Annotated in this window: 19 protein-coding genes and 2 pseudogenes; 18 read left to right on the top strand and 3 right to left on the bottom strand. The window is 37.8% G+C overall.

Translation table 11 applies throughout. From position 1 onward, the window contains the following. The 11 genes from IGJ87_RS09500 (at position 1) to IGJ87_RS09450 (ending at position 13722) form a co-directional block, all read left to right on the top strand. Complete coding sequence (locus IGJ87_RS09500) at positions 1-1050, top strand: SIS domain-containing protein (protein WP_317756728.1); 1050 nt, start codon at positions 1-3, stop codon at positions 1048-1050. A 12-nt stretch (positions 1051-1062) separates the two neighbouring features. Beyond that, entirely contained in the window at positions 1063-2067 is a 1005-nt protein-coding gene (locus IGJ87_RS09495) for an SIS domain-containing protein (RefSeq protein ID WP_002287119.1), read from the top strand. Positions 2068-2699: 632 nt separating this feature from the next. After that, positions 2700-3719 (top strand): NAD(P)H-dependent glycerol-3-phosphate dehydrogenase, encoded by a 1020-nt coding sequence (locus tag IGJ87_RS09490; RefSeq protein WP_002287121.1) that lies wholly within the window; start codon positions 2700-2702, stop codon positions 3717-3719. Positions 3720-3761: 42 nt separating this feature from the next. Further along, positions 3762-4643 (top strand): UTP--glucose-1-phosphate uridylyltransferase GalU, encoded by an 882-nt coding sequence (gene galU / locus IGJ87_RS09485; RefSeq protein WP_002287122.1) that lies wholly within the window; start codon positions 3762-3764, stop codon positions 4641-4643. 299 nt (positions 4644-4942) lie between these two features. Then, the gene (locus IGJ87_RS09480) at positions 4943-5320 is read left to right on the top strand and encodes a hypothetical protein (RefSeq protein WP_002298948.1); all 378 of its coding nucleotides are present in this window, start codon (positions 4943-4945) and stop codon (positions 5318-5320) included. A gap of 605 nt (positions 5321-5925) precedes the next feature. Beyond that, a complete protein-coding gene (locus tag IGJ87_RS09475) occupies positions 5926-6540 on the top strand; it encodes an SIS domain-containing protein (RefSeq protein WP_002287124.1) in 615 nt (204 codons plus the stop codon). A 598-nt stretch (positions 6541-7138) separates the two neighbouring features. After that, the gene (locus IGJ87_RS09470; protein WP_002323245.1) at positions 7139-8311 is read left to right on the top strand and encodes an IS256-like element IS1542 family transposase; all 1173 of its coding nucleotides are present in this window, start codon (positions 7139-7141) and stop codon (positions 8309-8311) included. A gap of 303 nt (positions 8312-8614) precedes the next feature. Further along, complete coding sequence (locus IGJ87_RS09465) at positions 8615-9934, top strand: IS1380-like element IS1678 family transposase (protein ID WP_113848360.1); 1320 nt, start codon at positions 8615-8617, stop codon at positions 9932-9934. 393 nt (positions 9935-10327) lie between these two features. Next, complete coding sequence (gene yfcC, locus IGJ87_RS09460; RefSeq protein WP_002338686.1) at positions 10328-12067, top strand: putative basic amino acid antiporter YfcC; 1740 nt, start codon at positions 10328-10330, stop codon at positions 12065-12067. Positions 12068-12223: 156 nt separating this feature from the next. After that, on the top strand, positions 12224-13408 hold the full coding sequence (iadA, locus tag IGJ87_RS09455; protein ID WP_002287126.1) for a beta-aspartyl-peptidase: 1185 nt from the start codon (positions 12224-12226) through the stop codon (positions 13406-13408). A 110-nt stretch (positions 13409-13518) separates the two neighbouring features. Beyond that, the gene (locus IGJ87_RS09450) at positions 13519-13722 is read left to right on the top strand and encodes a CsbD family protein (RefSeq protein WP_002287127.1); all 204 of its coding nucleotides are present in this window, start codon (positions 13519-13521) and stop codon (positions 13720-13722) included. A gap of 99 nt (positions 13723-13821) precedes the next feature. Here the strand turns inward: IGJ87_RS09450 and IGJ87_RS09445 are convergent, their stop codons facing one another. Both IGJ87_RS09445 and IGJ87_RS09440 read right to left on the bottom strand, forming a co-directional pair. Then, complete coding sequence (locus tag IGJ87_RS09445; protein WP_002298949.1) at positions 13822-14484, bottom strand: ABC transporter ATP-binding protein; 663 nt, start codon at positions 14482-14484, stop codon at positions 13822-13824. Positions 14485-14496: 12 nt separating this feature from the next. Further along, a complete protein-coding gene (locus IGJ87_RS09440; protein WP_002338688.1) occupies positions 14497-15999 on the bottom strand; it encodes an ABC transporter permease in 1503 nt (500 codons plus the stop codon). Positions 16000-16546: 547 nt separating this feature from the next. On the opposite strand from IGJ87_RS09440, the gene IGJ87_RS09435 reads away from it, so the two are divergent. From IGJ87_RS09435 to IGJ87_RS09405, 7 genes and pseudogenes are all read left to right on the top strand, one after another. Further along, complete coding sequence (locus IGJ87_RS09435) at positions 16547-18226, top strand: ribonuclease J (RefSeq protein ID WP_002300631.1); 1680 nt, start codon at positions 16547-16549, stop codon at positions 18224-18226. A gap of 126 nt (positions 18227-18352) precedes the next feature. Beyond that, a pseudogene (locus IGJ87_RS09430) lies at positions 18353-18832 on the top strand (YbaK/EbsC family protein). Between the two features lie 218 nt (positions 18833-19050). After that, positions 19051-19731: a metal-dependent hydrolase gene (locus IGJ87_RS09425; protein ID WP_430609260.1), complete on the top strand. Its 681-nt coding sequence runs from the start codon at positions 19051-19053 to the stop codon at positions 19729-19731. 7 nt (positions 19732-19738) lie between these two features. Further along, positions 19739-21070, top strand: coding sequence for a DRTGG domain-containing protein (locus IGJ87_RS09420; protein WP_002287134.1), 1332 nt, complete (start codon positions 19739-19741; stop codon positions 21068-21070). Positions 21071-21084: 14 nt separating this feature from the next. Beyond that, positions 21085-22047 (top strand): DHH family phosphoesterase, encoded by a 963-nt coding sequence (locus tag IGJ87_RS09415; protein WP_002287135.1) that lies wholly within the window; start codon positions 21085-21087, stop codon positions 22045-22047. 110 nt (positions 22048-22157) lie between these two features. Continuing rightward, positions 22158-22496, top strand: a complete 339-nt coding sequence (locus IGJ87_RS09410) for a zinc ribbon domain-containing protein YjdM (RefSeq protein ID WP_002287137.1) — start codon at positions 22158-22160, stop codon at positions 22494-22496. Between the two features lie 78 nt (positions 22497-22574). Beyond that, positions 22575-23282 carry a zinc metallopeptidase gene (locus IGJ87_RS09405; RefSeq protein WP_002287139.1) on the top strand — a complete coding sequence of 236 codons (708 nt, stop codon included), beginning with the start codon at positions 22575-22577 and terminating at the stop codon, positions 23280-23282. 102 nt (positions 23283-23384) lie between these two features. Here IGJ87_RS09405 and IGJ87_RS09400 read toward each other — a convergent pair. Then, a pseudogene (locus IGJ87_RS09400) lies at positions 23385-24866 on the bottom strand (helix-turn-helix domain-containing protein). Between the last annotated feature and the right edge of the window lie 287 nt (positions 24867-25153).

Below are 25153 nucleotides of genomic sequence, written 5' to 3'. Positions count from 1 at the left end.
ATGTTTACGATGCAAGATTATATCTATGAAGAAAAGGAAGTACTAAGTACGATCTTGAAAAAGAATGATTTTTCGACAAGAGAACATATGAAAAAAACAGTGAATTTACTGATCTTAGCAACGGGTTCATCTTATAACGCTTGTTTAGCAGCGAAGCCAGCATTGGAATCTTATGGTGATCTTACTGTCGATATTCAAGAACCTTTTTATTTTTTCCATTATGGAAAACTTTCTCCTTCAATCGATACTGTGATTGCTGTGTCACAAAGCGGGAAAAGTGCTTCTACTGTTGAAGCAGTAAAAATGATACAAAAACAAGGGTTACCTGTTGTTGCTATCACAAATGACGTGCAAAGTCCACTTGCTTTAGAAGCTGCACCAATTATTGATTTAGGTGCCGGGGTAGAATCAGTAGGCTTCGTTACAAAAGGCTATTCTGCGACTGTTTTACAGTTACTACTCTTAGGGATACGAATTGGAATAAGTAAAAATAAAATCAGCAAAAAAATAGAACAAGACTACATGCAACAGTTGCGCAAAATAATCAACCATTTACCAGCGATTATTCAAAAAACGGAAGAATTTTTTGATGGATATCAAAGTTTATTTCGTTTAGCACAGCGTTTCGTCACCATTGGATATGGTCCAAACTGGGGAACAGCTAAAGAAGCAGAGACGAAATTGACTGAAACAATCCGCGTTCCGTCACAAGGATTTGAGTTAGAAGCTTATATGCACGGCCCATACCTGGAGGCAGATGCTTCGCATTTGCTATTCTTTATTGAAGGGGAAAGTGTAAATAAGGAACGTTCGCAAAAGTTGCAAAGATATATGAGTCGGTACGTTGGAGAGACTCTCACCATTACCACAAAAAAAGCAAGAAACGAGAAAACACTTGGATTAGCAATAGAATGTGATGAATATCTGTCTGTATTAGCGCTTGTCGTTCCGTTTCAACTATTCGCTTATAAAACCGCAGTAGCTAAAGGTATTGACTTGAACAAAAAGATTTTTGAAGACTTTGATACAGTCTTGAAAAGTAAATTATAAGAGGTGGAAATCATGCTGAAATTCAATGAAGAAGAACAAATCAAAGCAATAAAAGGCGCACTAGCTTTACGTCCGCAAGTAGAAGAAATCATCGATAAACTTTATGCGGAAAAATTTGACGCTGTCTATTATCTAGGAATCGGTGGAACGTATGCTTCCTCGATGCAAGCTGTCACTTATATGAATGGGAAAAGCAACTTGCCTGTCTTTGTACAGCATGCTGCAGAATATTACACTACTGGAAACAAAAGATTAACAAAAGATTCTATCGTTATTTTGTCCTCTGTTACCGGTACAACTCAAGAAGTAGTGAAAGCAGTAGAACAAATCAAGAAAGTAGGAGCGACACTGATTGGATTTATCGATAAAGCGAACAGTAAGTTGTCTCAGCTATGCGATTTTGTGGTCACTTATCCAGCTCCTGGAACAGAACAAATCAAATTTTTTATGGCAGCAGATCGATTGATGTATTTGAATGGAGAATTCGAAGCTTATTCAGAATACTATGAACAGCTCGAACGTTATTTACCAACAGGGTTAGTGGAAGCAGAGAAAAAAGCAGATGCATTTGGCTTATCATTTGCAGAAAAACATCGACGTGATAGTATGCATTATTTTATTGGAGCAGGGAATCAATGGGGAGCTGTTTATTCATATGCCATGTGTTACTGGGAAGAACAAAGCTGGCTTCCATCGAAATCTATCCATGCTGCCGAGTTTCTTCACGGGACGTTAGAGATCGTAGAAGAAACAACCCCAGTCACATTATTTTTAGGCGAAGATGAACAGAGAGTGTTATCTGAACGTGTGGCTAAACTTTTGCCAAAAATTTGCAGCAATTATACATTGATAGACACAAAAGACTATCCAGTAGAAGGTATCAGTGAAAAATATCGCGGACGTGTTTTGTCTTTCTTATTGATGCATGTAGTGACACAACGCATCGATGCTCATGTGGAGCAGTTGAACTGCCATCCATTAGAGATACGCCGCTACTATCGTCAGTTTGATTATTAGGATAGACTGGATAAAAAGAATATAAAAAATAAAGAGAGCAGCGATAACTGCTCCCTTTATTTTTTTAAAATATTGGCATCAATTACGTTATAAAACACATTTTTTGCATTATCTACAGTTCAACTTATAATCTGTTTAATGGGACATGTGGGTGCCAACCATTTTTTGTTATGCAATAGTACTATTTAGTTGTTGCATGGATCCGTAGTAAAAGTCCAAGTACAACGAGTTGCGCCAGTTTACATAGCGTTTTGTATCCAGAATGTTGACTAAAACAAAAGTTCCTATGTCAACCGTCAACAGAGACAATCTGTCCGTTGCAGGACCTGACAGATTTAGAAATGTTCAATCTGTCTCTTATGTATTTTAAATCAATACTCACTAGGAGAAGTTTCCTAACCTCCTAATAGTAATGCTGGTAGTAACATTGTCAAAACTGCTTCCTCTTAGGAACAAGCAAAGCATAACGAGTGTAAAAATAAAATGTAGACTATTGTAACATATCATTGATTATTTCAAGTAAAAACGATAAAAGAAGTAAACAAACACTTAAAAACAATGGAAATTAGTCCCAACTTTAAGAAATGTATACTATAATGGAAATTATCAATTATTTATTTGGAGGAATATCCATGAAACAAAAAATCGCAGTTCTTGGTCCTGGATCTTGGGGCACTGCTTTAGCACAAACATTGGCAGAAAACGGGCATGATGTCCGTATTTGGGGAAATGTACCTGAACAGATTGATGAAATCAATAAGTATCATACAAATCAGCATTTTTTACCTGATTTGACGATCCCAGAATCGATTATCGGATATAAAGAATTGGCAGAAGCAGTGGATAACGCAGATGCTATTTTATTTGTTGTTCCAACAAAAGCGATTCGTTCAGTCGCACAGGAACTTATTGGTAAAATGAATACTAAGCCAATCATTATACATGCAAGTAAAGGTCTAGAACAAGATACGCATAAACGAATCTCAGAAGTTTTGGCTGAAGAAATTCCAGAAGAAAAAAGACAGGCAATTGTTGTATTATCTGGTCCTAGCCATGCTGAGGAAGTGGCAGTACATGATATCACAACAATTACAGCTGCAAGTATTGATCAAAAAGCAGCAGCCTATGTACAAAAACTGTTCATGAATGATTATTTCAGGATTTATACAAATAATGATGTGATTGGCGTAGAAACTGGTGCAGCACTGAAAAATATCATTGCAATTGGTGCCGGCGCTATCCATGGATTAGGATTCGGAGATGATGCAAAAGCAGCAATCATGACTCGAGGATTGGCAGAAATCAGCCGTCTTGGTGTCGCGATGGGTGCCAATCCTCTGACATTTATCGGTTTGAGTGGTGTGGGGGACTTGATCGTTACTTGTACAAGTGTTCATTCTCGCAATTGGCGTGCCGGTAACTTGTTAGGACAGGGACATAAGCTGGAAGAAGTTCTAGAAAACATGGGAATGGTCGTTGAGGGTGTGGCAACGACAAAAGCAGCAGTAGAGCTAGCTCAACAGCTAGGTGTTGAGATGCCAATTACTCAAACAATCTATAATGTTTTGTATAATGGAGAAGATATCAAAAAAGCAGCAAAAGAAATCATGTTACGTGACGGAAAAATGGAGAATGAATTTTCTCTTCGTTAAATAGATGATCAATAGTTAATCGTCGTTTAGGAGGAACAGCAAGTGAAGGTCAAAAAAGCAGTCATTCCTGCCGCTGGGCTAGGAACACGTTTTTTGCCGGCAACAAAAGCCATGGCAAAAGAAATGCTTCCAATCGTGGATAAACCAACGATCCAGTTTATTGTGGAAGAAGCATTGGATTCGGGAATCGAAGACATCTTGATCGTAACGGGAAAAGAAAAAAGACCCATTGAAGATCACTTTGATGCAAATATCGAATTGGAAAACAATTTGCGGGAAAAGGAAAAAACAGAATTACTCGCTTTAGTTGAAGAAACGACTCAAGTCAATCTTCACTTCATCCGTCAATCTCATCCAAGAGGACTGGGGGATGCCGTGCTTCAAGCAAAAGCATTTATAGGAAATGAACCGTTTGTCGTCATGCTGGGGGATGATTTGATGAAAGATGATATCCCATTGACTCAACAATTGATGATGGATTATGAAGAAACACAAGCTTCCGCTGTTGCCGTCATGCGTGTACCAGAAAATGAAACATCTAAATACGGAATTATTGATCCTAAAACAGATAGCGAAAAGGGTCGTTGCAGAGTAAAAGGGTTTGTAGAAAAACCTGAAATGGGAAAAGCACCAAGTAATTTAGCCATTATCGGACGTTATCTACTGACTCCTAAAATATTTGAGATATTAGAAACTCAAGAACCAGGAGCAGGAAACGAGATACAGCTAACGGATGCACTTCAGACTCTTAACCAGACAGAGGCGGTCTATGCGAGAGAGTTTAAAGGAAAAAGATACGACGTAGGCGATAAGTTAGGATATATGAAGACAAATATTGAATATGGACTTCAACATTCGGAAATTGGGACTTCATTAAGTGCATATATTATCCAGTTGAGTAAAAAGCTAAGAACAGAAAGTTAACTGGAAATAAGTGGCCTGCTGAGAATGAAAGGCTATTTGTTATTAAAGCGGCAGCTTGTGCGTCATTTGCACAACTGTCGTTTTAGTTTTTTGACTCTAAATCAGTTGAGTCGTGGAAAACGAAAGATAGAAAAAGACTTTCGTGAATAGATTCAGAAAATATTCTGCTAATGGTTTAATTTTTTTTTAAGTTGTATAAAAGAAAATGATTACATAAGAGAAATGAAAGCCAAGCCAGAAGATTCATAGTAGAATAAAAAGGCGAATTTTTTAATTATAAAAAAAGGTGTGTGTTCACTATGGGAAAATTAGTCGCTGTTGCACAGTCGCTGCTTGATATACTCAAGTGGCTGATGGAAGGAAGCAATTGGATATTTGTGTTGCCACTATTGCTTATTAGTCTATTTATCATGTTTCGCATGGTCAGAAAAAAAGAAACGTTTCTGATTTTTATCTGGTATGCAGCATCCGTTGCGGTTGCTACCTTGATGGTTGAATTGGCGTTAGGTAGTTGGGAAGCTTGCGTATTTGCTTTATTTTTTGCTGTACTGTATCTAATCATTTATATCCCATATATGAAAAGAAAGTCTCGGATAGGCAGAAAAGGTAGACATACAACTACTTTTTCTAGTACAGATTCTCTCGAACAAAGTAGAAGAACGAGAAGAAGACGGTAATATTTAGTAGGTATACGCAAAAAAAGATAAAATAATGGATAAACTATTGAGATGAGAGATTTATTTAATTGGTGGAAAAAAGCTTTTTTCACTTATATAAAAGAATCTTTTTTAAAGGAATGCTTGTTGTATCGGGATAAGCCATTCCTTTTTTTATGTTATTTATATATATATAAATCATACCAATGTTTTTTTGTATTTTCGTGCTTGCACTTGGATAAGAGATTACTTACAATAAATTCAGATAGAAACAGCTGAATAAAAAAAGGCTCCCTGACCCTTAGTTGGCGCTAAGAATCAGGGAATGACCAGTCACACACATACACCCTGACCGATCATTTTGCCATAGTCAATGCAGTGCATCGACCTAATTTATTGTACCTAATCTAGGGTGAAAATTCTACCCCTATGTAGATATTTTCCATGGTCTGCACGTTGTTTTATTTGCTATGTCAAGGTATTGGGCGTATTCGTTCAATGCCTTTTTTGTGTTTGAAACAGCAAAGACCACATGTGTTACTGTCTAACTACTGTTTTTTTATGTACTTCCTTAGATTAGGCAGCTGTTTCTATTCATGTCAAGTATAGCTAGGCGGGAGAGATAAATGAGTTTATGTTATTTTGACTATTATCACCAATTGGAAGAGAAATTAAGGATAGAAGAGCCTCTGATGCTTCAAGCTGGCACTTGGATCGCGAAACAAATTAATCAAGGTGGTAGATTGCAGATATATGCTAGCCGCACACTAAGTGGTGTAGCATTTGAATTTTGGGATCAAACCCCGGATCTTGTACCAAGTATATTGATTGAAAATCCAGCCGGAGGTGTCTATGAAACGCTAGAAGGTGCAGGACAGGCAATTATTGATCAGCTTTCTGTCAAATCAGAAGACATTTTTCTTCTTCTTTCGAATGAAGGAAGAAATCCGGCAATCATCGAACTAGCTCAGTGGATCAAAGAAAATGGTCATCCATTAATCATTGTTACTGGATTTGATTTGTCACGAAGTATCAAATCGCAACATAGCAGTGGTTTGCGATTATTTGAATTTGCTGATTTGGTTTTGGACAACCACGCCAATTTACATGATGCAGTCTTGACTTTGCCAAATCTAGATCCAGCGATCTGCGGAACAGCCTCTCTTGCAACGATCTTTTTGCTGCAGCAAGTTTTGTATTTTACAGCAAAACAGCTAGTCCAGGACACAAGTGGAAAATAGTTATCCACATGTTGACAAAGTTCCTTAAAAAAATAATGTTCCACATAAAAATGGAGCGTTTGAAAAAAAGAAAACGATTATTAATGAGGATTAACAACGACTACTTTTTTTGTTTTAGTTATTTTAAGATGGATCATCTTTGATTTTAAGCTTGTTTTGTTTAAAGTTTGTTATTTTTATAAGTTGTTTCACAGTTATGAGAAATGAGTTATAAAAATATGTAGTGTCAGAAAAATAAAAAGTAGTGGAAAAAGAGACAAGAAAGAATCCATATGGATTCTTTCTTGTCTCTTAATACACGTTGATGAAAGAGTCTTCCCCAAAACTCTTTACAAAGTAATTATAGTACATTTGTTATCATTATTGCAATGAAGTTTACCTGATATAACAAAATTGTCCAACAGGATACCTTTTTCTAATAGAAAGAAAATACACAAAAATTGAAGGATAAATAATGGATATTTATAAGTGTTTATTATTTTTTTTGCAATGAAATTCGATAAAGTCCATATAATTGTGTAAAAGATAAAAGGCCATGTAACAGCCCTTTTACGGTACAATGTTTTTAACCACAAAAACATACCCAGGAGGACGTTACATGACCCAAGTACATTTTACACTGAACAACGAAGAGGTTCAAAGTATTATTGAACATTCGGTAAAAGATGATGTTTCTAAAAATATTTTAACCACTGTTTTCAACCAATTGATGGAAAATCAACGAACAGAATATATTCAAGCCGATGACTATGAACGTTCAGAAAGTCGTCAGAGTCAAAGAAATGGCTATTATGAGCGAGACTTTACGACTCGTGTGGGTACACTCGAATTAAAAGTGCCTAGAACACGTGATGGTGAATTTTCACCGACGGTGTTTGAGCGTTATCAGCGAAATGAAAAGGCACTGCTCGCTTCAATGCTTGAGATGTATGTTTCGGGCGTTTCGACACGTAAAGTTTCAAAGATTGTTGAAGAGCTATGTGGAAAATCTGTATCGAAATCTTTTGTTTCTAGCCTGACTGAGCAGTTAGACCCGATGGTCAACGAATGGCAGAACCGTTCACTCTCAGGTACGAATTATCCTTATCTGATGACTGATGTTCTCTACATAAAAGTCCGTGAGGACCATCGAGTGCTTTCTAAAAGCTGCCATATTGCGATCGGGATAACAGAAGGTGGCGACCGTGAAATCATTGGCTTCATGATTCAAAATGAAGAAAGTGATGACACATGGTCCATCTTCTTTGAATACTTAAAAGAACGCGGCCTAAAGGGGACAGAACTCATCATTTCTGATGCCCATAAAGGCCTAGTGTCTGCGATTCGTAAGTCATTTACCAACGCAAGTTGGCAGAGATGCCAGGTCCATTTTTTAAGAAACATCTTCAGTTCCATTCCAAAAAAGAATTCAAAACCGTTTAGAGAAGCAGTAAAAGCGATCTTTAAGTTTACGGATATTGAACTCGCTCGAACAGCTAAGAATGCCTTAGTCGGTGAATATATCGACCAGCCTAAATATACAAAAGCCTGCGAAATATTGGATAATGGCTTCGAAGATGCCTTTCAATACACGGTTATCGGAAATAGTCATAATCGGCTAAAAAGCACCAACCTTCTTGAACGACTGAACCAGGAAGTCCGCAGAAGAGAAAAGATTATTCGGATTTTTCCCAACCGAACGTCTGCCAATCGATTAATTGGAGCTGTCCTTATGGACCTTCATGACGAATGGCTCAGTTCTACAAGAAAATATATTAAGTTTGATCAATGAGAGACCGGTAAAACATTGTATAGTATTTTACACAGGATTATGGACTTGACTTGAAATTCAATTTTTTAATGATTGTAAAATGAAAAAAACAGGACGAGATTTTCTCTAATCTAAAAATAAAAAAAGAATTTTAAGGAAAAACAGAGAACCTGAATAATTCATACTTTTAATTAAAACCATGTGAAACTGCCTCACGGCAGCTTACAATTACTTTTTCATCTTCACCCGTTAAGTGATGAAAAAAGAACTCCTTTCTGCTATGGTTAAAGTGACTAAACCAACCAAAAGAAAGGAGTTCTTTTCATGACTAGCTTACACAAAAACCAAGTAAAATTCAATTCAAATATCACTATTTCTCATACAGGTGGTCAATTATCGAGTGATTCGGGTCTCGTCCTAGTGAAAGAGCTGATGAACATCTTTGGTTTTTCTGAACTGGCTAAGCAACACATTCACATTGAAGACGAACGAGCGTATTTTACTCATGACAACTTATCCATACTTGAGCAGTTCATTATGCAATTAATTGCTGGTTACTCAGCTGATTCTGCAGCTAATCTCCTGAGACAAGATCCTGTGTTTAAAGCTGTTTTAGATAGGAAAGAACTCGCTTCTCAATCTTCACTTTCCCGATTTTTAGATCGACTATCTGAGGAGAATATCCATGAACTTCAAGCTTTGAACCAAGAACTTATCGATAAAGCACGCCTCATCCGTAATGATACGGAATTAATCATTGATTTAGATTCGACCCATTCAGATACATTTGGTCACCAAGAACAAACGAATTATAATACACACTACCAAACCTATGGTTACCATCCATTGGTAGCTTTTGACGGATTGACTGGTGACTTCTTAAAAGCTGAACTACGTTCAGGAAATCAATATACATCAAAAGGCGTAAAGGAGTTTCTCACACCTTTATTAGAGCACTATAATCACTCTCTACCAAACACTGACATCTTGGTTCGTGGAGACAGCGGGTTCGCTACACCTGGTGTGTATGATTCGTGTGAATCAAAAAAGAGTCATTATGTTATTCGACTGAAGAATAATCGTAGACTAGGTCAAATAGCTGAGAAATCAGTACTTTATGGCGATAATCAAAAGTGGGAAGAACGAGAAGTTCAGTACTTCTCGATCACTTATCAAGCACAATCCTGGTCACAAAGTCGTCGCGTGTGTATACGCTCAACACGTGAAGCGGGCGAACTACTCTTTCGACATGAATTTATCGTGACGAATCTATCAGAAAATGTTTCTCCTGATACCATCTTTTCTATCTATGCCAAACGTGGCACAATGGAGAACTTCATTAAAGAAGCGAAAGCTGGCTTTTACTTTGACAAAACAGACAGTCCTCGCTTTTTGGAGAATCATGTCCGAATGATGCTCAGCTTGATAGCTTACAACTTAGTCAACTTCTTAAGAACGATTGGCTTTGAAGAAGTCCAAAAGGGAATGACCATTCATTCTATTCGATTGAAGTTTCTGAAAGTTGCTGGGAAATTAGTCCAAACGGGTAGACGAGTCTATCTCAAATTATCTAGTTATCATGTGTATCAGAATGAATTCTACAGGGTCTTTGCTCGCCTGAGGCGAGCCAGTCAATGGATCTAATCCAACAATCTAACGATTTTTTTACTGGGAAGTTATCCAGGGAGAAGTATGCTCAAAATGCCTTACACCCAAAATTTATTCCTCAATATTTTTGAACAGTGAATGTTTGAAGTAACTTTTTAGTCAAAATCAGTTGATAGGGATATTAGTGATACATATTTCAATAAAATGTGCCAAAGAATTAAAGCTATGAATTATTCAGGGAGAAATAAAATACTTAATATAAATGGAAAGAGAAAAAAATAATCATACATAGGAGAAAAAAAGCAAAATAGAAAAAAGTGATTTTCTAATAAATTATTCATGTGGAAATGTCATTTTTACTGTATAATTCATTTGATTATCCATTTTTTATTCATCAAAATTACTGAAAAAAGAAAGGAAGAAATAAATTTGAAGAAAACAAATTCTTCAGGAAAACCGAAACGCGACTTCACTAAATTATCGACACCCCATACGTATGTCATTATTTTTGGTGTAGTCATCTTTGCATGGATACTGACTTTTGTCGTTCCAGCAGGAAAGTTCAGCACGCAAGATATTGAATACAAAGATGCAAATGGCGAAACAAGTACTCGTACTGTTTTACGTCAAGATTCCTTCCGTTATGCTTACGATCTGGATAAGTCGTATGTGTTTGATCAATTAGAAGAACTGCAAGATCATCCAGCAGAACGTGAAAAACTGGATGTTCCGGAAAAAGGATTGGAAAAAGTCATTGCTGACGGAGAAAAAAATCTTACGCAGGAAAAACTAGATGAAATCTCCTTGACAGATGATGTGCTTTACGATCAGTACGGCGAAAATATCTATGATACTTCTAAAAAATTGCATAAAACAGCCAAAATATGGGGAACAGATGATTTTGGCGGCTTTGGTTTCTTAAATTTTGTTTTTGAAGGACTAGTATCTGGAGATAAGTATGGATCTGCTGTAGGGATCGCTGCATTGATCCTTGTTGTTGGAGGTGCTTTTGGTATTATTATGCGTACCGGAGCGATCGACGCAGGTATCTATGCGTTTATCAGTAAAACTAAGGGACTGGAGCGTTTAGCTTTACCGCTATTATTCTTTGCTTTTTCATTCGGTGGCGCTACATTCGGGATGGCAGAAGAGGTAATTCCATTCTCAATGGTGATGGTTCCATTTGTCATTGCGTTAGGATATGACTCGATCGTAGCAGTAACCGTGACTTATGTCGCATCTCAAGTCGGAAATGCGACCTCTTGGATGAGCCCGTTTAGCGTAGCGGTGGCTCAAGGGATTGCTGGAATCCCCGTGTTGTCTGGTGCGACATTCCGATTGATTATGTGGGTAGTTGTTACTGCATTAGCCGCTGGTTATATGATGATATATGCAGAAAAAATCCGTAAAAAACCAGAAAGTTCGTTGACTTACAAATCAGATGATTATTTCCGTTCTCATATCAAAAAGACATCTGATGAAAATAAAAAATTCATGCTTGGGCATAAACTGATATTATTAGAGATGTTAGTTGTCCTTGTCTGGATCGTTTGGGGCGTGACTCAAAAAGGCTATTACATTCCAGAAATCGCTTCTCAATTCTTTGTGATGGGATTAGTTGCTGGAATCATTGCTGTTCTTTTCAAATTAGATGGAATGAAAGTCAATGACATCGCTTCTTCTTTCCAATCTGGTGCAGCTGATTTAGCTGGTACAGCAATCGTAGTAGGTATGGCCAAAGGGATTCTTCTTGTCTTGGGAGGATCTGATGCATCTGTTCCTTCAGCTTTGAATACGATTTTGCATGGGATCGGGACGGCGTTGACCGGTGTTCCAGCTGTCATTGGTGCTTGGGCGATGTACATCTTCCAAAGTTTGTTCAACTTGGTTGTTACATCAAATTCAGGACAAGCAGCTTTGACTATGCCAATCATGGCTCCACTGGCAGATTTAGTAGGTGTATCCAGACAAGTAGCAGTTCTTGCTTATCAGCTTGGTTCAGGTTTTATGGACGCTTTTACACCCGTATCAGCCAGCTTGATTGGTGTGCTAGGTGTTGCACGGATCGAATGGGCAAAATGGGCAAGATTCCAAATCAAGATGCAAGGATTCCTGTTTGTTTTAGGAACTATTTTCATCATGATTGCCATTGCAATAGGTCTGCAGTAGTACTGGAGACCTGTAAATAAAAAAGTAATCCAAACAGTAGATAAGGACTCCAAGAACCGTCATTTTACGGTAAAATCAAAGGAGTAAAGATTCTATAGTTTGGATTATTTTTTAAGATCCTATCATCAGTTATACTTAAAGAAAGAGGAAAAATGTATGAAAATCATTCGACAAATTGAAGTGTTTGCACCAGATTACTTAGGAAAAATGGATGTACTGATTGCCGGTGGGAAGATTTTGGCTGTAGAAGAACAGCTAGAAGGCGGCTACGAAGGAGTGGAAGTAGAAGAACTTTCAGGTGAGGGAAAAGTACTAACCCCGGGTTTCATTGACTGTCATTTCCATATTTTAGGTGGAGGAGGAGAAGGCGGTTATCAAAATCGAACGCCAGAAGTCACATTGAGCCAATTGACTACAGCTGGTGTAACGACAGTTGTCGGTTGTTTGGGAACAGACGGAGAAGGTAGAGATATGACTGCGTTGATCAGCAAAGCGAAAGGTCTGGAAGCAGAAGGAATCTCCACTTATGTATACGAAGGTTCGTACCGATTGCCGGTAAAAACAGTAACAGATTCTATCATCAAAGACTTTTTGACAATTGATAAAATTATCGGAATCGGAGAAATCGCAGTATCCGATCACCGTTCTTCTCAGCCAAGTTTTGAAGAGTTCGCTCGTGCAGTAGCAGATGCTCGTGTAGGAGGCATGTTATCCGGAAAAGCTGGGATCATCAATGTCCACTTAGGCGGAGGAAAAAGAAAGCTAGAGCTATTGACACGAATCGTAGAAGAAACAGAAATTCCGATCACACAATTTTTGCCTACTCATGCAAATCGCACACCAGAATTATTTGAAGCTTGCGTGGCATTTGCCAAACGTGGTGGCACGATTGACTTCACTGCTAGCGAAGATCCTGATTTTTGGGAGAAGACAGATGGTGAAGTTCGCTTCAGCAAAGCACTGAAACGATTGATCGAGGAAGATGTTTCTTTAGATAATTTCACGATGACCTCAGATGGACAAGGAAGCTTGCCTTATTTTGATGAAAACAATCATTTCCTAGGGTTAGGAGTAGGAAGTGCCAAGGCATTGCTAGTAGGGATCAAAGAAGCTGTGCAAAAAGAAAGTATCCCTTTGGAAATCGCCTTACGAGCTATAACCAGTAATCCAGCACGTATATTGAAATTGGATAAAAAAGGAAAAATCGAAATTGGTGCTGATGCAGATTTGTGTATCTTGGATAAAGAAACGCTTGATATTGATACAGTTATCGCTAAAGGAGAAATAATGGTCCAAGAAAAAGAAGTCAAAGTATGGGGGACTTTCGAAAAAAGTTTTTAATCAACAGCTCTAACTATCTTTTTTAGAAAACGAGCGTTCTGTTTGTCTGTATCTGTTGTTGATGTTACCCTGAAGGTAGATCAATAAACAAACTAAGAGGAGGAAGCACAATGGCAGATTTAAAAGGACGTTCTAAAGATATGAAAGATAAAGTAGTCGGTGAAGGAAAAGAAGCATACGGCAAAGCAACAGACGACAAGAGCAAAGAAACAGAAGGGAAAGCACAATCACTAGGTGCTGACATCAAAGAAAAAGCTCGAAATTTAGGCGACGAAGTCAAAGACAAGTTTTCTCGAAAAGACGAAAAAAAATAAAAACCACTTATTACTAATTGAATCAAGCAAATAGAAATCCGAAGCATATCTGTCTCGCAGATATGCTTCGGATTTTTTATTTGATCATTATCCTGTTTTTTAAACTTCGATTTTTTGAAATTTTTTATTTTTTAGTTCAAAGACTTCATCACAGCTTTTTGCTACTTCAATCTCATGAGTCACGATGATAATACAGCGATTTTGTTCATGGGCGATTTCTTGGAAAAGTTTGACGATATCTTGTGAAGTTGTTTCATCTAGATTTCCAGTAGGCTCATCCGCTACGATTAGTTGATGTTCGCAGCAGATAGCACGAACGATAGCGACTCGCTGCTGCTGACCTCCCGAAAGTTTGGTCACCTGTTTTTTTGCTAATATTTCATCAATTCCTACACGAGCCAGTCGATCTAAAGCAACTTGTCGATAATTCTCTTGCTTGGTCTTAGTGATTTCCATTGCTGCTATGACGTTGTCTAGAGCCGATAAATAAGGAAGCAAGTTGTAAGCTTGGAAAATAATCGAGACATCATTTTTACGATAACTTCTTAACCCGATTTTGTTCAGTGAACGATCTTGATAGTATACCTTTCCTTCTTTTGGTGTATCTAGTCCAGAAATAAGCGAAAGAAAAGTCGTTTTTCCAGAACCACTTGCTCCTAAAATAGCGTACATTTTTCCAGCTTCGAAATTCAGTTCTACATCTTTGTAAAGCGCATCTTGCGGATCTTGATACCAAAATCCCAATTGTTCTGTCCGTAACATCAAATTCCTCCTTTAGTTTAATAGGATTTTTCTTGGGTTTAATCTTAATATCCCTATAGAAGCTAAAAAGACAGAAAACAGACTGATTCCAAATGCTACTCCGGCTAATAGTCCCAATTGTGCAGGTTTGACATTGATTTCCAATTCGCTGACTTGATCAGAAACAGCAAATGGATTATTCGTGGTTCCTTGTTGACCACCGCGTTGACCGCCTTGTTCTTGTCTGTTACCTGGCATTTGTCCACCGCCAGGAGCTTGCTGGTTTTGTGTCGTGGTTTCTGTCTGTTGGTCAAGTAGCTGCTGTCCCACGGCATTCGCGACGACGTTTCCGCTAATCGAAGCAACTCCTAATGCAAGAATCATACAAATAGCCACTTCGGTAAACAATTGGAGAATGATTTTACTTCTGGATTCTCCTAAAGATAGCAAGACGCCTAACTCATGCCGACGCTCCCGAATGGTAATCATAATGATCAGAGTAAGTATGATAATACCGGCTACAGCCACTAGTAAAACAACATTTTTAGAAAAACTTGCCACGTTGTTTAAAGGTTCCAACATTGACTGATACATGGAATCATTTGATTGTAAGCTAAATGTATCTGTGTCGATCAGCTTCTCAGCTTCTTTGAGAAACTCATCCATTTTATCTGGATCAGATAGAGTGTAAATAGCAGAATCTATCGTGTTATCGTCAGATGTCCCATTTAGTTCATTTGCAAAAGTGTAAGAAGTGTAAAGTGTATTCGACGGATTCATGAAGTTGAATTTCATACCCATACTGCTGCTTGTTTCGCTGGATTCATAAATTCCTTTGATCGTCATTTCATAAGTGGTATCTTCATCTTCAGTACTCGTGATTGTGAAAGTATCTCCGACTGCCAGGTCATTTGTTTCTGCTAGAGTAGAATCAATGACTACATTGTTTGTGCCTTTGTCGCTGTCATCTATTCCTTCACCATCCGTGATTTTTGCTGTTCCATCAGAAAAATTACTATTTTGTGCAGTTGCTGACACACCACTGATTTGAAAGTCTGCTTGAGTCATTTGCGGATTCCCGCCCATTCCTCCGGCAGGTTCACCGCCTGCATCGGTAGTTTCTGAACTGTCTTCACTTGAATCAGAACTAGTGATGGCAGTTATTCCATCTTTTGCCATAGCTGAGGCGGAACTTTCAAAGGAATAACTCTTTACATTATCTAATTCAGCTATTTTTTCCGCGTCCGTTAAGGAAACTGGTGTAAGAGAAAAACTGCCTGGATCTGGACGTTCTTCAGTGGTAGAACCGCTTGAAGAAGTTTGTTCCTGTTTTTTAAATGAAGCTTCTCGATTGGCACTTAAAGTCACTGTTGCTCCAACTTCTTTTTGTGCTTGATTCGCTGCTTCTTCTGCAGCGCTTCGAATCGTAAGGCCAGCTAGCACAAAAATAAGAATGGCTGTGAACACGGCAAACAATAACAATGAACGTCCCCATTTTACTTTTGTACTTTTCCATGCACGTTTCATAAAATTCATATTTTGCATCCCTCCTAGTAGATGCATTTGATAATAGATAACCTATCTTAAAGCTAGCTTAAATCTTATGCTGTTTGCACACCATCAACATGAGGTTCTGTATATATCAAAAGTCACTATAGTTATTGCAAAAAATGTGGTAAAATGAAAAAAGTATGTTTCAAACCGACGAAGAAGAAATGAAAGAGGAATAGCAAAAGAAATCCTAGATGCTACAGAGGAATTTTTACGTGCATAGTTGTTCTAACAATTGCTGATACTAGCGATTTAGTTTATTTGTTGTATAATAATGGGGAACAGCTGAATACTTATATAAGTATTCTGGCTATAGCGTTTCGCAAAAGATCCATTTTGTTAAAGAAGTATATCCAAAATAAAATGCCCATCCAACTGTCAGAACGCGGATGTGATGGTAATTTTCCTGCTGATTCTCCATAAGTTGAGAAATAGTAATTTTGCATATGCTTCATTGGAATGGCTCATATATTTAGATAAAGAAGAAAATCGACATCTTTAAACTTGGATGTCATAAGAAGAGGTGAAGTTTGTGAGTACCATTAAAATTATCCCATTAGGCGGCGTTCGTGAAAATGGAAAAAACATGTATGTCGCAGAAGTGGGCGAGGATATTTTTATTTTAGATTGTGGGCTAAAATATCCTGAAAATGAGTTGTTGGGGATCGACGTCGTAATCCCTGATTTTACGTATTTAGAAGAAAACATTGATCGTGTAGCTGGTGTCTTTTTAACACATGGGCACGCAGATGCGATCGGGGCGCTTCCTTACTTGTTGTCGAAAATTTCTGTACCAGTATTTGGAACGGAGTTGACGATCGAGTTAGCAAAATTGAATGTCAGTCGTAACGAAGCAGCCAAAGGATTTAAGGATTTCCATGTGGTAGACGAGCATACAGAAATCGACTTCGGTGAAACAGTAGTGAGCTTTTTCCGTACCACTCACACGATACCAGATTCAGTGGGGATCAATCTGAAAACAAAAGAAGGTAGTATCGTTTATACGGGAGATTTTAAATTTGACCAAACGGCTATCCCAATGTATCAAACAGATTATGCACGATTGGCGGAAATCGGCAAAGAAGGAGTCTTAGCCTTACTAAGTGAATCGGCAAATGCAGAAAATCCTCAACCTGTAGCTTCTGAAGCTCAGATAGCAGATGAAGTATTTGATACGATCAAATATTGGGAAGGGCGTATCATCGTCGCTTGTGTAGCAAGTAATTTGCAACGAGTGCAACAAGTATTGGATGCAGCAGAAAAAGCACAACGAAAAGTTGTCTTGACTGGTCAAGATTTCGAACGAATTATTCGCACAGCGATGCGTTTAGAAAAACTTCAATTACCAAGTGAAGATCTGCTTGTTACGTTGAAAGACATGAAAAACTATAATCCAGAAGAACTGATCATTTTAGAAACTGGCCGAATGGGTGAACCCATCAAGTCTCTGCAAAAAATGGCAAACGGTACACACCGTAATGTCAAGATTGAAGAAGGGGATTTGGTTTATATCACTACTACGCCAAGCATCGCGATGGAAACCATCGTGGCGAAAACGGAAGATATCATTTATCGAGCTGGTGGAACAGTGAAGTTGATCTCTGAGAATATGCGCGTTTCTGGCCATGCCAATCCTAATGACTTGCAATTAATGATCAATTTGATGAAACCAACATATTTTGTGCCAGTTCAAGGAGAGTATCGTGAATTAGCTGCTCATGCAGATTTGGCTCATGCAGTAGGGATGCCATACAAAAATATCTATATTACTGGACGCGGAGACGTGCTGGAATATAAGAACAAGCGTATGAGTGTTGCAGGAACTACAAGTGCAGAAAATGTAATGATTGATGGATTAGGCATAGGTGATATCGGAAACATTGTTTTACGTGATCGAAAAATCTTGTCAGAAGACGGGATTTTCGTAGCGGTTGTCACTATCAGTCGGCGAGAAAAGAAAATCATTTCAAAACCTCAAATTACTTCACGGGGATTCGTTTACGTAAAAGCTAGCCGTGATCTGATGAAAGAAAGCAGCAATATGATTGAAACAATCGTTGAGAAACATTTAGAAAGCAATGATTTTGAGTGGAGCAAATTAAAGCAAGACATCCGAGATCAATTAGGCCGTTACTTATTTGAACAAACAAAACGCCGCCCAGTGATCTTGCCAGTCATTATGGAAGCTACTCAACGTCGAAATAAAAAATAAACAAAAAGAGTAAGATGAACCTCTCTATAGAGTGCTCGTCTTGCTCTTTTTTTGCGAAAAACAAATAATTTTTGAATACAGCATCCCTCGTTTTATAATAAACGATAGAATAAAGGGAGTGGATCAATGATGAGTCAAACAAAAGTCGAACGTTATTTAGAAGAACAAAAGATCAGCTATTAACCACTTGATTTTAGTCATGTGGTAGAAGAATCTTTCACAGAAGAACTACAAAAAAGAGGGATTGATCCAGCTTTGATATGTAAAACTCTCGTAGTGAAAGGAAACAAAACTGGGGTGATCATCGCATTGATTCCTTTGAACGATCACTTAGATTACAAAAAAACGAGACAAGTGACGAAAGATCGTAAAGTTGGTTTTCCTGGAATGGATTTTGTATTAATGCATACAGGATATCCCCACGGAGCAAACACCCCTATTGGAATAAAACTCGCACATCCTGATTATTGTTTTTTAGCAGACAGTTCTTTAAAAGAAAAAGAAGAAGTAATTGTGTCAAGCGGTGAAATCGGGAGAAGCCTTCGGATAAAAGTAGCCGATTTAGAAAAGATCGTCCATCCTATTTATGCTGATTTAATTAGTTAAGGGACGAGAAGAAAAGCTAAGCAGAGCAGAGACCTCAAACTTGAGATTATATCTGCTTGGTACTTGGTGCATCCTGTATTATCTGTTACAATTGCTTTGTACATACTGTACTATCAATCCAATGAAAATATATTTAGCAGCTATATTTTTTCATTGATGTGCAAGTGATGAAATCGTTTTTAATAAAAAAGATACAGAGAAAACGCGAGGTGTAAAATATGAAAATTACGTATCATGGACATTCCTGTTTAACAATTGAAATGGAAAATGGCCAACGCGTGATGATTGACCCGTTTATTACAGGAAATCCATTGACAGACTTAACTGCAGAAGAAGTAAAGACAGATTGGTTGCTGATTACTCATGGTCATAGTGACCACATAGGAGATATGATTCCTATTGCAAAAGAAAATCAAGCCACAATTATCAGTATTGTTGAGATTGCTGATTATGCGAACAGCAGAGGAGTAGATTCATTCGGTATGAATATCGGTGGAAAACATGCGTTTCCATTCGGCGTGGTAAAATTCGTACATGCACAGCATAGCTCAAGCTATGAAATAGACGGTATCGTTCAGTATATGGGCGAGCCTAGCGGAATTATTATTCAAGCAGAAGGAAAAACGATTTATCATGCAGGGGATACTGCTTATTTCAGTGATCTAGGATTGCTTGCAGAAGAATTCGATATTGATGTCGCTTTCTTGCCGATTGGCGATAACTATACGATGGGGCCAGAAGATGCAGCAAAGGCTGCGCAAACAATTCGTGCCAAGAAAGTAGTTCCAATCCATTACAATACTTTCCCTGTCATTGAACAAGATCCCGAATCTTTTGTAGAGTTACTGGAAGATAGTGAAGGAAAAATAATGAGCGTCTCGGAAACGCTGGAAGTGTAGGCAGAAAATGGCGACAAAACATGATTTGATTTTAGAATATATTGAAAGTTTACCTGTTGGCAATCGAATTTCTGTAAGAAGCATCGCAAAAGAATTGAATGTCAGTGAAGGAACAGCGTACCGTGCAATCAAAGATGCAGAAAATGTCGGACTAGTTTCAACAATTCAACGAGTAGGGACCATCCGTATCGAACGCAAATTAAAAAAACATATTGAACGTTTGACATTTGGCGAGGTCGTCAGGATCATTGAAGGGGACGTTTTAGGCGGGGCGGCAGGATTAGACAAGGTCTTGAATAAATTCGTCATCGGCGCGATGACTAAACATGCCATGGAACGCTATATTACGCCAGGATCACTAATGATCGTCGGCAACCGGGCGGAAGTCCAAAAATTAGCATTGGAAGATGGCGCCGCAGTATTGATCACAGGAGGATTCAATACGACTGCTGAGATTGCAAAGCTAGCTGATGATCTTGAAATGCCGATCTTACGCACCTCTTATGATACATTTACAGTCGCAACCATGATCAACCGAGCGTTAAGCGACCAATTGATCAAAAAAGATATCATGCTTGTCAGTGATATCTATATGCCAGCTGAAAAGACTCATTATTTGCAGCAGACAGATACGATTTCTGATTATCAGCGTTTGTCAGAAGAAACGCAGCATTCGCGTTTTCCAGTCGTCAACCGCCATCATCGTTTGATGGGGATTGTTACGGCAAAAGATGTTTTAGGGAAATCGCCAAACCAGATCATCGATCGGGTGATGACGAAAGAACCAATCAGTGTAAAGAAAACAATGAGTATTGCCTCTGTTAGCCATCAAATGATCTGGGATGGGCTAGAAGTCATGCCGGTCGTTTCCGATGACTTGACATTGGAAGGCTTGATTACCCGGCAAGATGTAATGAAAGCGATGCAGCTTGTCCAGCGACAACCGCAGATTGCAGATACGATTTCGGATCAGATATCTGGAAATATCCATACGATTGATACTGACCGTGAAGGAAATCGTTTGGAAAACCCTAAGTTCAAATTCGTAGTAGCACCACAAATGGTCAATGGCGTTGGAACCATTTCTTTTGGCGTACTTAGCGAAATCATTTCTGATGTCGCACAAAAAACAATGGTGATGAACCAAAAACGAAATATCTTGATTGAACAAGTGAACCTACATTATTTGCGGCTGATCCAATTGGAAAGCGAATTAGACATTCGTCCACGTGTATTGGAAATCGGCAGACGTTCCGCTAAACTGGATATCGAAGTGTTTATTGAAAACACCATCGTTTCCAAAGCAATCGTTGTTTGTCAAGTAATGGAACGTTCTTAGAAAGCAGGAGTGAAATGACAGTACAGCAAGAAATAGTAGATACAATAAAAAAATACGATAAAATCATTATCCACAGGCATTTGCGCCCTGATCCTGATGCATTAGGATCACAAGTAGGATTAGCCGAACTATTACGGGAAAGTTTCCCAGAAAAAGAAATACGTCAAGTAGGTGAAACGATTGAAGGGCTTCGCTTTTTAGCAGAAATGCAAGAAGTTGAAGATGTCTTCTACCAAGGAGCGCTAGTCATCGTGACTGATACAGCTAATTCACCCAGAATCAGTGATCAAAGATATCAGTTGGCAGAAAAACTGATCAAAATCGACCATCATCCCAATGATGACCCTTATGGAGATCTTGTGTGGGTAAATACAAAAGCAAGTAGCTGTAGTGAGATGATTGCAGAATTTGCTTTGATGTTTCCTGAATCTTTAAAGATGAACGTTAAGGCTGCACGGTTACTTTATGCAGGAATCGTCGGAGATACAGGGCGCTTTTTGTATCCCTCCACGACGTCCCGTACATTAGAGATTGCTTCGATATTGAGAAATTATCCATTTGATGCAAGTGCTTTGAACAGAGAGATTGAACAAATGCCGATGAAAGTCGCTAAACTTTCCGGTTATCTTTATCAAAATATCCAGGTGGATGAAAATGGTGCAGGAAGAATAATCCTTCCGCAAGAAATTCTTGATAAATATGGAATCGATGATTCAGAGACAGCTTCGATCGTTTCACTTCCTGGAGTGATTGACGAAGTGCTGGCTTGGGGGATTTTTGTTCAGCAGCCTTCAGGGTATTACCGCGTACGTTTACGTTCTAAGGGGCCGATCATCAATGAATTGGCTAAACGCCATCATGGAGGAGGCCATCCATTAGCAAGTGGTGCGAATGCAAAAGATTTAGCAGAAGTAGAGGAAATCTATAAAGAGATCCAAGATATATGCCAATCGTATAAGAGCAGAAAAACAGAATGATACTTCGTTCGAAAACGTGCCTTTTGTAGTAAAAATCACAAATGTATCTTTTCAAGATCTTCTTTTTCCGTTACAATAGTGCTCACTAAAGATTTTAAAGGAGAAAGAAGATGACATTACCAAATTGCCCAGAATGTGGCTCAGAGTACACATATGAAGATCGAGGCTTGTTGATTTGCCCAGAATGCGGGAACGAATGGAACAAAGAAGAACAAGAAACTGTCATAGAAGACGGATTAGTGGTATTAGATGCAAATGGAAACCGTCTGTTAGAGGGCGATAGCGTGACAGTGATTAAAGACTTGAAAGTAAAAGGTGCGTCAGGTGCCATTAAACAAGGAACAAAAGTCAAGAACATCCGTTTAGTAGAAGGCGATCATAATATCGATTGCAAGGTAGAAGGATTTGGACCGATGAAACTGAAATCGGAATTTGTGAAAAAGAATTAAAGAATATTCAAGGTCTTTTCACATTCTTTTCCTACTACTAATGATAAAATAAAGTAAACGAAAAGGAGTGAAACGAAAATGTATGGTTATGGAATGTATGGTTTTTTAGATCCGACATTTCTTTTGGTCATTCTTGGATTAGTTATTTCCGGAATTGCGTCAGCGTACGTCAATAGTACTTTCCGAAAATACGATCAAGTGAGAAGCAAAAACAATGTGACTGGTACACAAGCAGCACAATATATATTACAAAGTCAACAGATAAATAATGTCGGTGTTCAACAAATTGCCGGAGATCTCACAGATAACTACAATTCAGGTAATAAGATGTTGAGTTTGTCTCAAGCAACTGCACAGTCTACTTCAGTTGCTGCGATAGGTGTAGCAGCTCATGAATGCGGACATGCGGTACAAGATGCTTCGGGTTATGTCCCATTGAAGATTCGTGCAGCACTTGTTCCAGCAGCTAACTTTGGTTCGATGATTTCGTTCCCCTTGATTATGGTAGGTGTATTGCTTAGCTGGAACTCTACGTTAATCAATATCGGGATTTTCGCTTTTTCTTTAGCATTACTTTTCCAATTGGTGACATTACCAGTCGAATTTAACGCGTCTCGGCGAGCAATCCAAATTTTGAGTGAAGGCGGACTACTGACGGAAGAAGAAGTACCGATGGCAAGACACGTATTATTTGCAGCAGCACTGACTTATGTTGCAGCAGCGCTTTCGACATTCCTGCAGCTGTTGCGCTTGATCTTATTGTTCGGCGGCAACCGAAGAGATTAAAATAAAGAAGTTGTGAAATCAGCGCTTTGATCTGAGCTAATACCGAGAGTTAGCTGATTGAATACCATTTATTTGGAATAAGAGGATGTGACAAGAATTTTGTCACATCCTCTTTGTTTTGTTCTCATAACCTTTTTTCATATACAGTTCATGAACCGCTTTTATTAACTCGCCAAATAACACTGTATTGTGCGTTGTATCCAGATAGAAAGTCTCCGTTTCATCTGAAATTTTCTCATGCTGATCTGTAATGATCAAATCAGCATGTTCTGAATATGCGGTAATTTTAACAGCATCTTTGCGAAATAACTGCTGCAAATGGCTTTGAAGATGATAATTTCCTGTAAACTGTTTGGTTATCTGCAAATGGATGAGTAACTGCTCTTTCGTTTCTGTTTGTAGTAAGTGTTGGATCAATTGACTAAGGTATTGACTGATTTGGTTTCTTTCCCCATTTTTTGAAAAAATTGTATCGATTTTTTCTCTTAATTTCTTTTCCTGTATAAAAGAACTAGAATGATTGGACGTGGCTTCTGGAAAGCAAAGTGTAGAAAAACTACTGCTGGATTCACCCAACAGTTCGAAAAAAACAACTGCCAACACAAGAAAATAAAAATAAATTGGTATTTTATTTTCTAAATGGTTGAGAGGAAACTGTTGAGTTAAGTAAGTCATCAATTGACCGACTTGTCGACAAATAAGGTTTTTGCTTGTGGAAAATAAAAAACCAATCTCCTGTTTTTGTCGAAAAGAGATTTGATTTGGAAAAAAACAATAGAAAAAATAATTAAAGTAGGCTCTCTCTGTTTCTGTCTCTTCACAAGGGCGACTCACTGAAAAAGAAGTAAAGTATTCTGAATAATCATGTGTATGCTGCAATAAGTCCATCAATTCAGTGATTTCAGAAGAAGTTTTTGGAAAATATGCCTGTTGTTTGTTTCGTAATATGAATAAAGTTAACAGCAATTAGATATTTTTTTCTTGTTTTGAAATTTTTTCTATTTGCTCATCTGTACTGTTCATTTTTAGTGCATTTAATTCAAGTGAGGAAAATGGCCAATCGTTACCTCCAAATGTATCTGAAAGAAAAAAGTAAAGATAGAGACGGATAGATAACTCATTTCCTTCAAGAGTACAGCAATTTTTTACAGATAGGATCCGTAAATGGAATTTTTTTAAGGAATGATTGAGCTGTTTTGTCAGTTTTTCGAGATAGGAGGGCGATATATAAAGTTGTTCAAGTAAATATTTTTTTGGTACAGCAGTTTGTGGATAATTGATTAGTAACATCAAATAGTTAAAACGATTGGATTCTTTTAGGTAGCATAATTTTAACTTAGAAAAAACAGCTAACTTTTTAGTTTGATCGGTTTCTTTGGTTTGGATCTCTCCTTTATGATTAGAATAAATAAATTCATCAATCAATAAAAATTGTTTGAGTGATACATTTATTTTTCGGATCAGTTCTTTGATTGTCCGTTTTGGAATATGTAAGTCATTGGATAATTCTTGTAAAGAACAATTATTTTTTTGAATGACCATTTGTAGAACAAGTAACTCTTTTTTTCTTGCTTCAATTAGCATAAATACCTCCTTTTTATTCTGTTTTTGTATATAGTTAGACAAAAACTGTGAGTGGAAAGTCATTTCAGTCTGTGTTATTCTCACAGAGTGTCGCCTTCTTTTTTATATAACGTTATTTAATTTTTTTGTTACCTTGTTTATTCTATTGTTTATTTCCTAGGGTATTTTGTCAAGATATTCTTGTTTTTAAGGCGGAAAAATTGGTTTTTAATGGATATAACTAAATATGTTTTGATAATTATCAATAATATTTTTAGAATTATTTATGTTATTTATTTATGGGTAGA

This window comes from Enterococcus sp. DIV1411a, from assembly GCF_050531945.1.
Taxonomy (GTDB): domain Bacteria; phylum Bacillota; class Bacilli; order Lactobacillales; family Enterococcaceae; genus Enterococcus_B; species Enterococcus_B faecium.
Note: the sequence above shows the minus strand (reverse complement) of the source record. Positions and strands in the feature narration are given on the sequence as shown.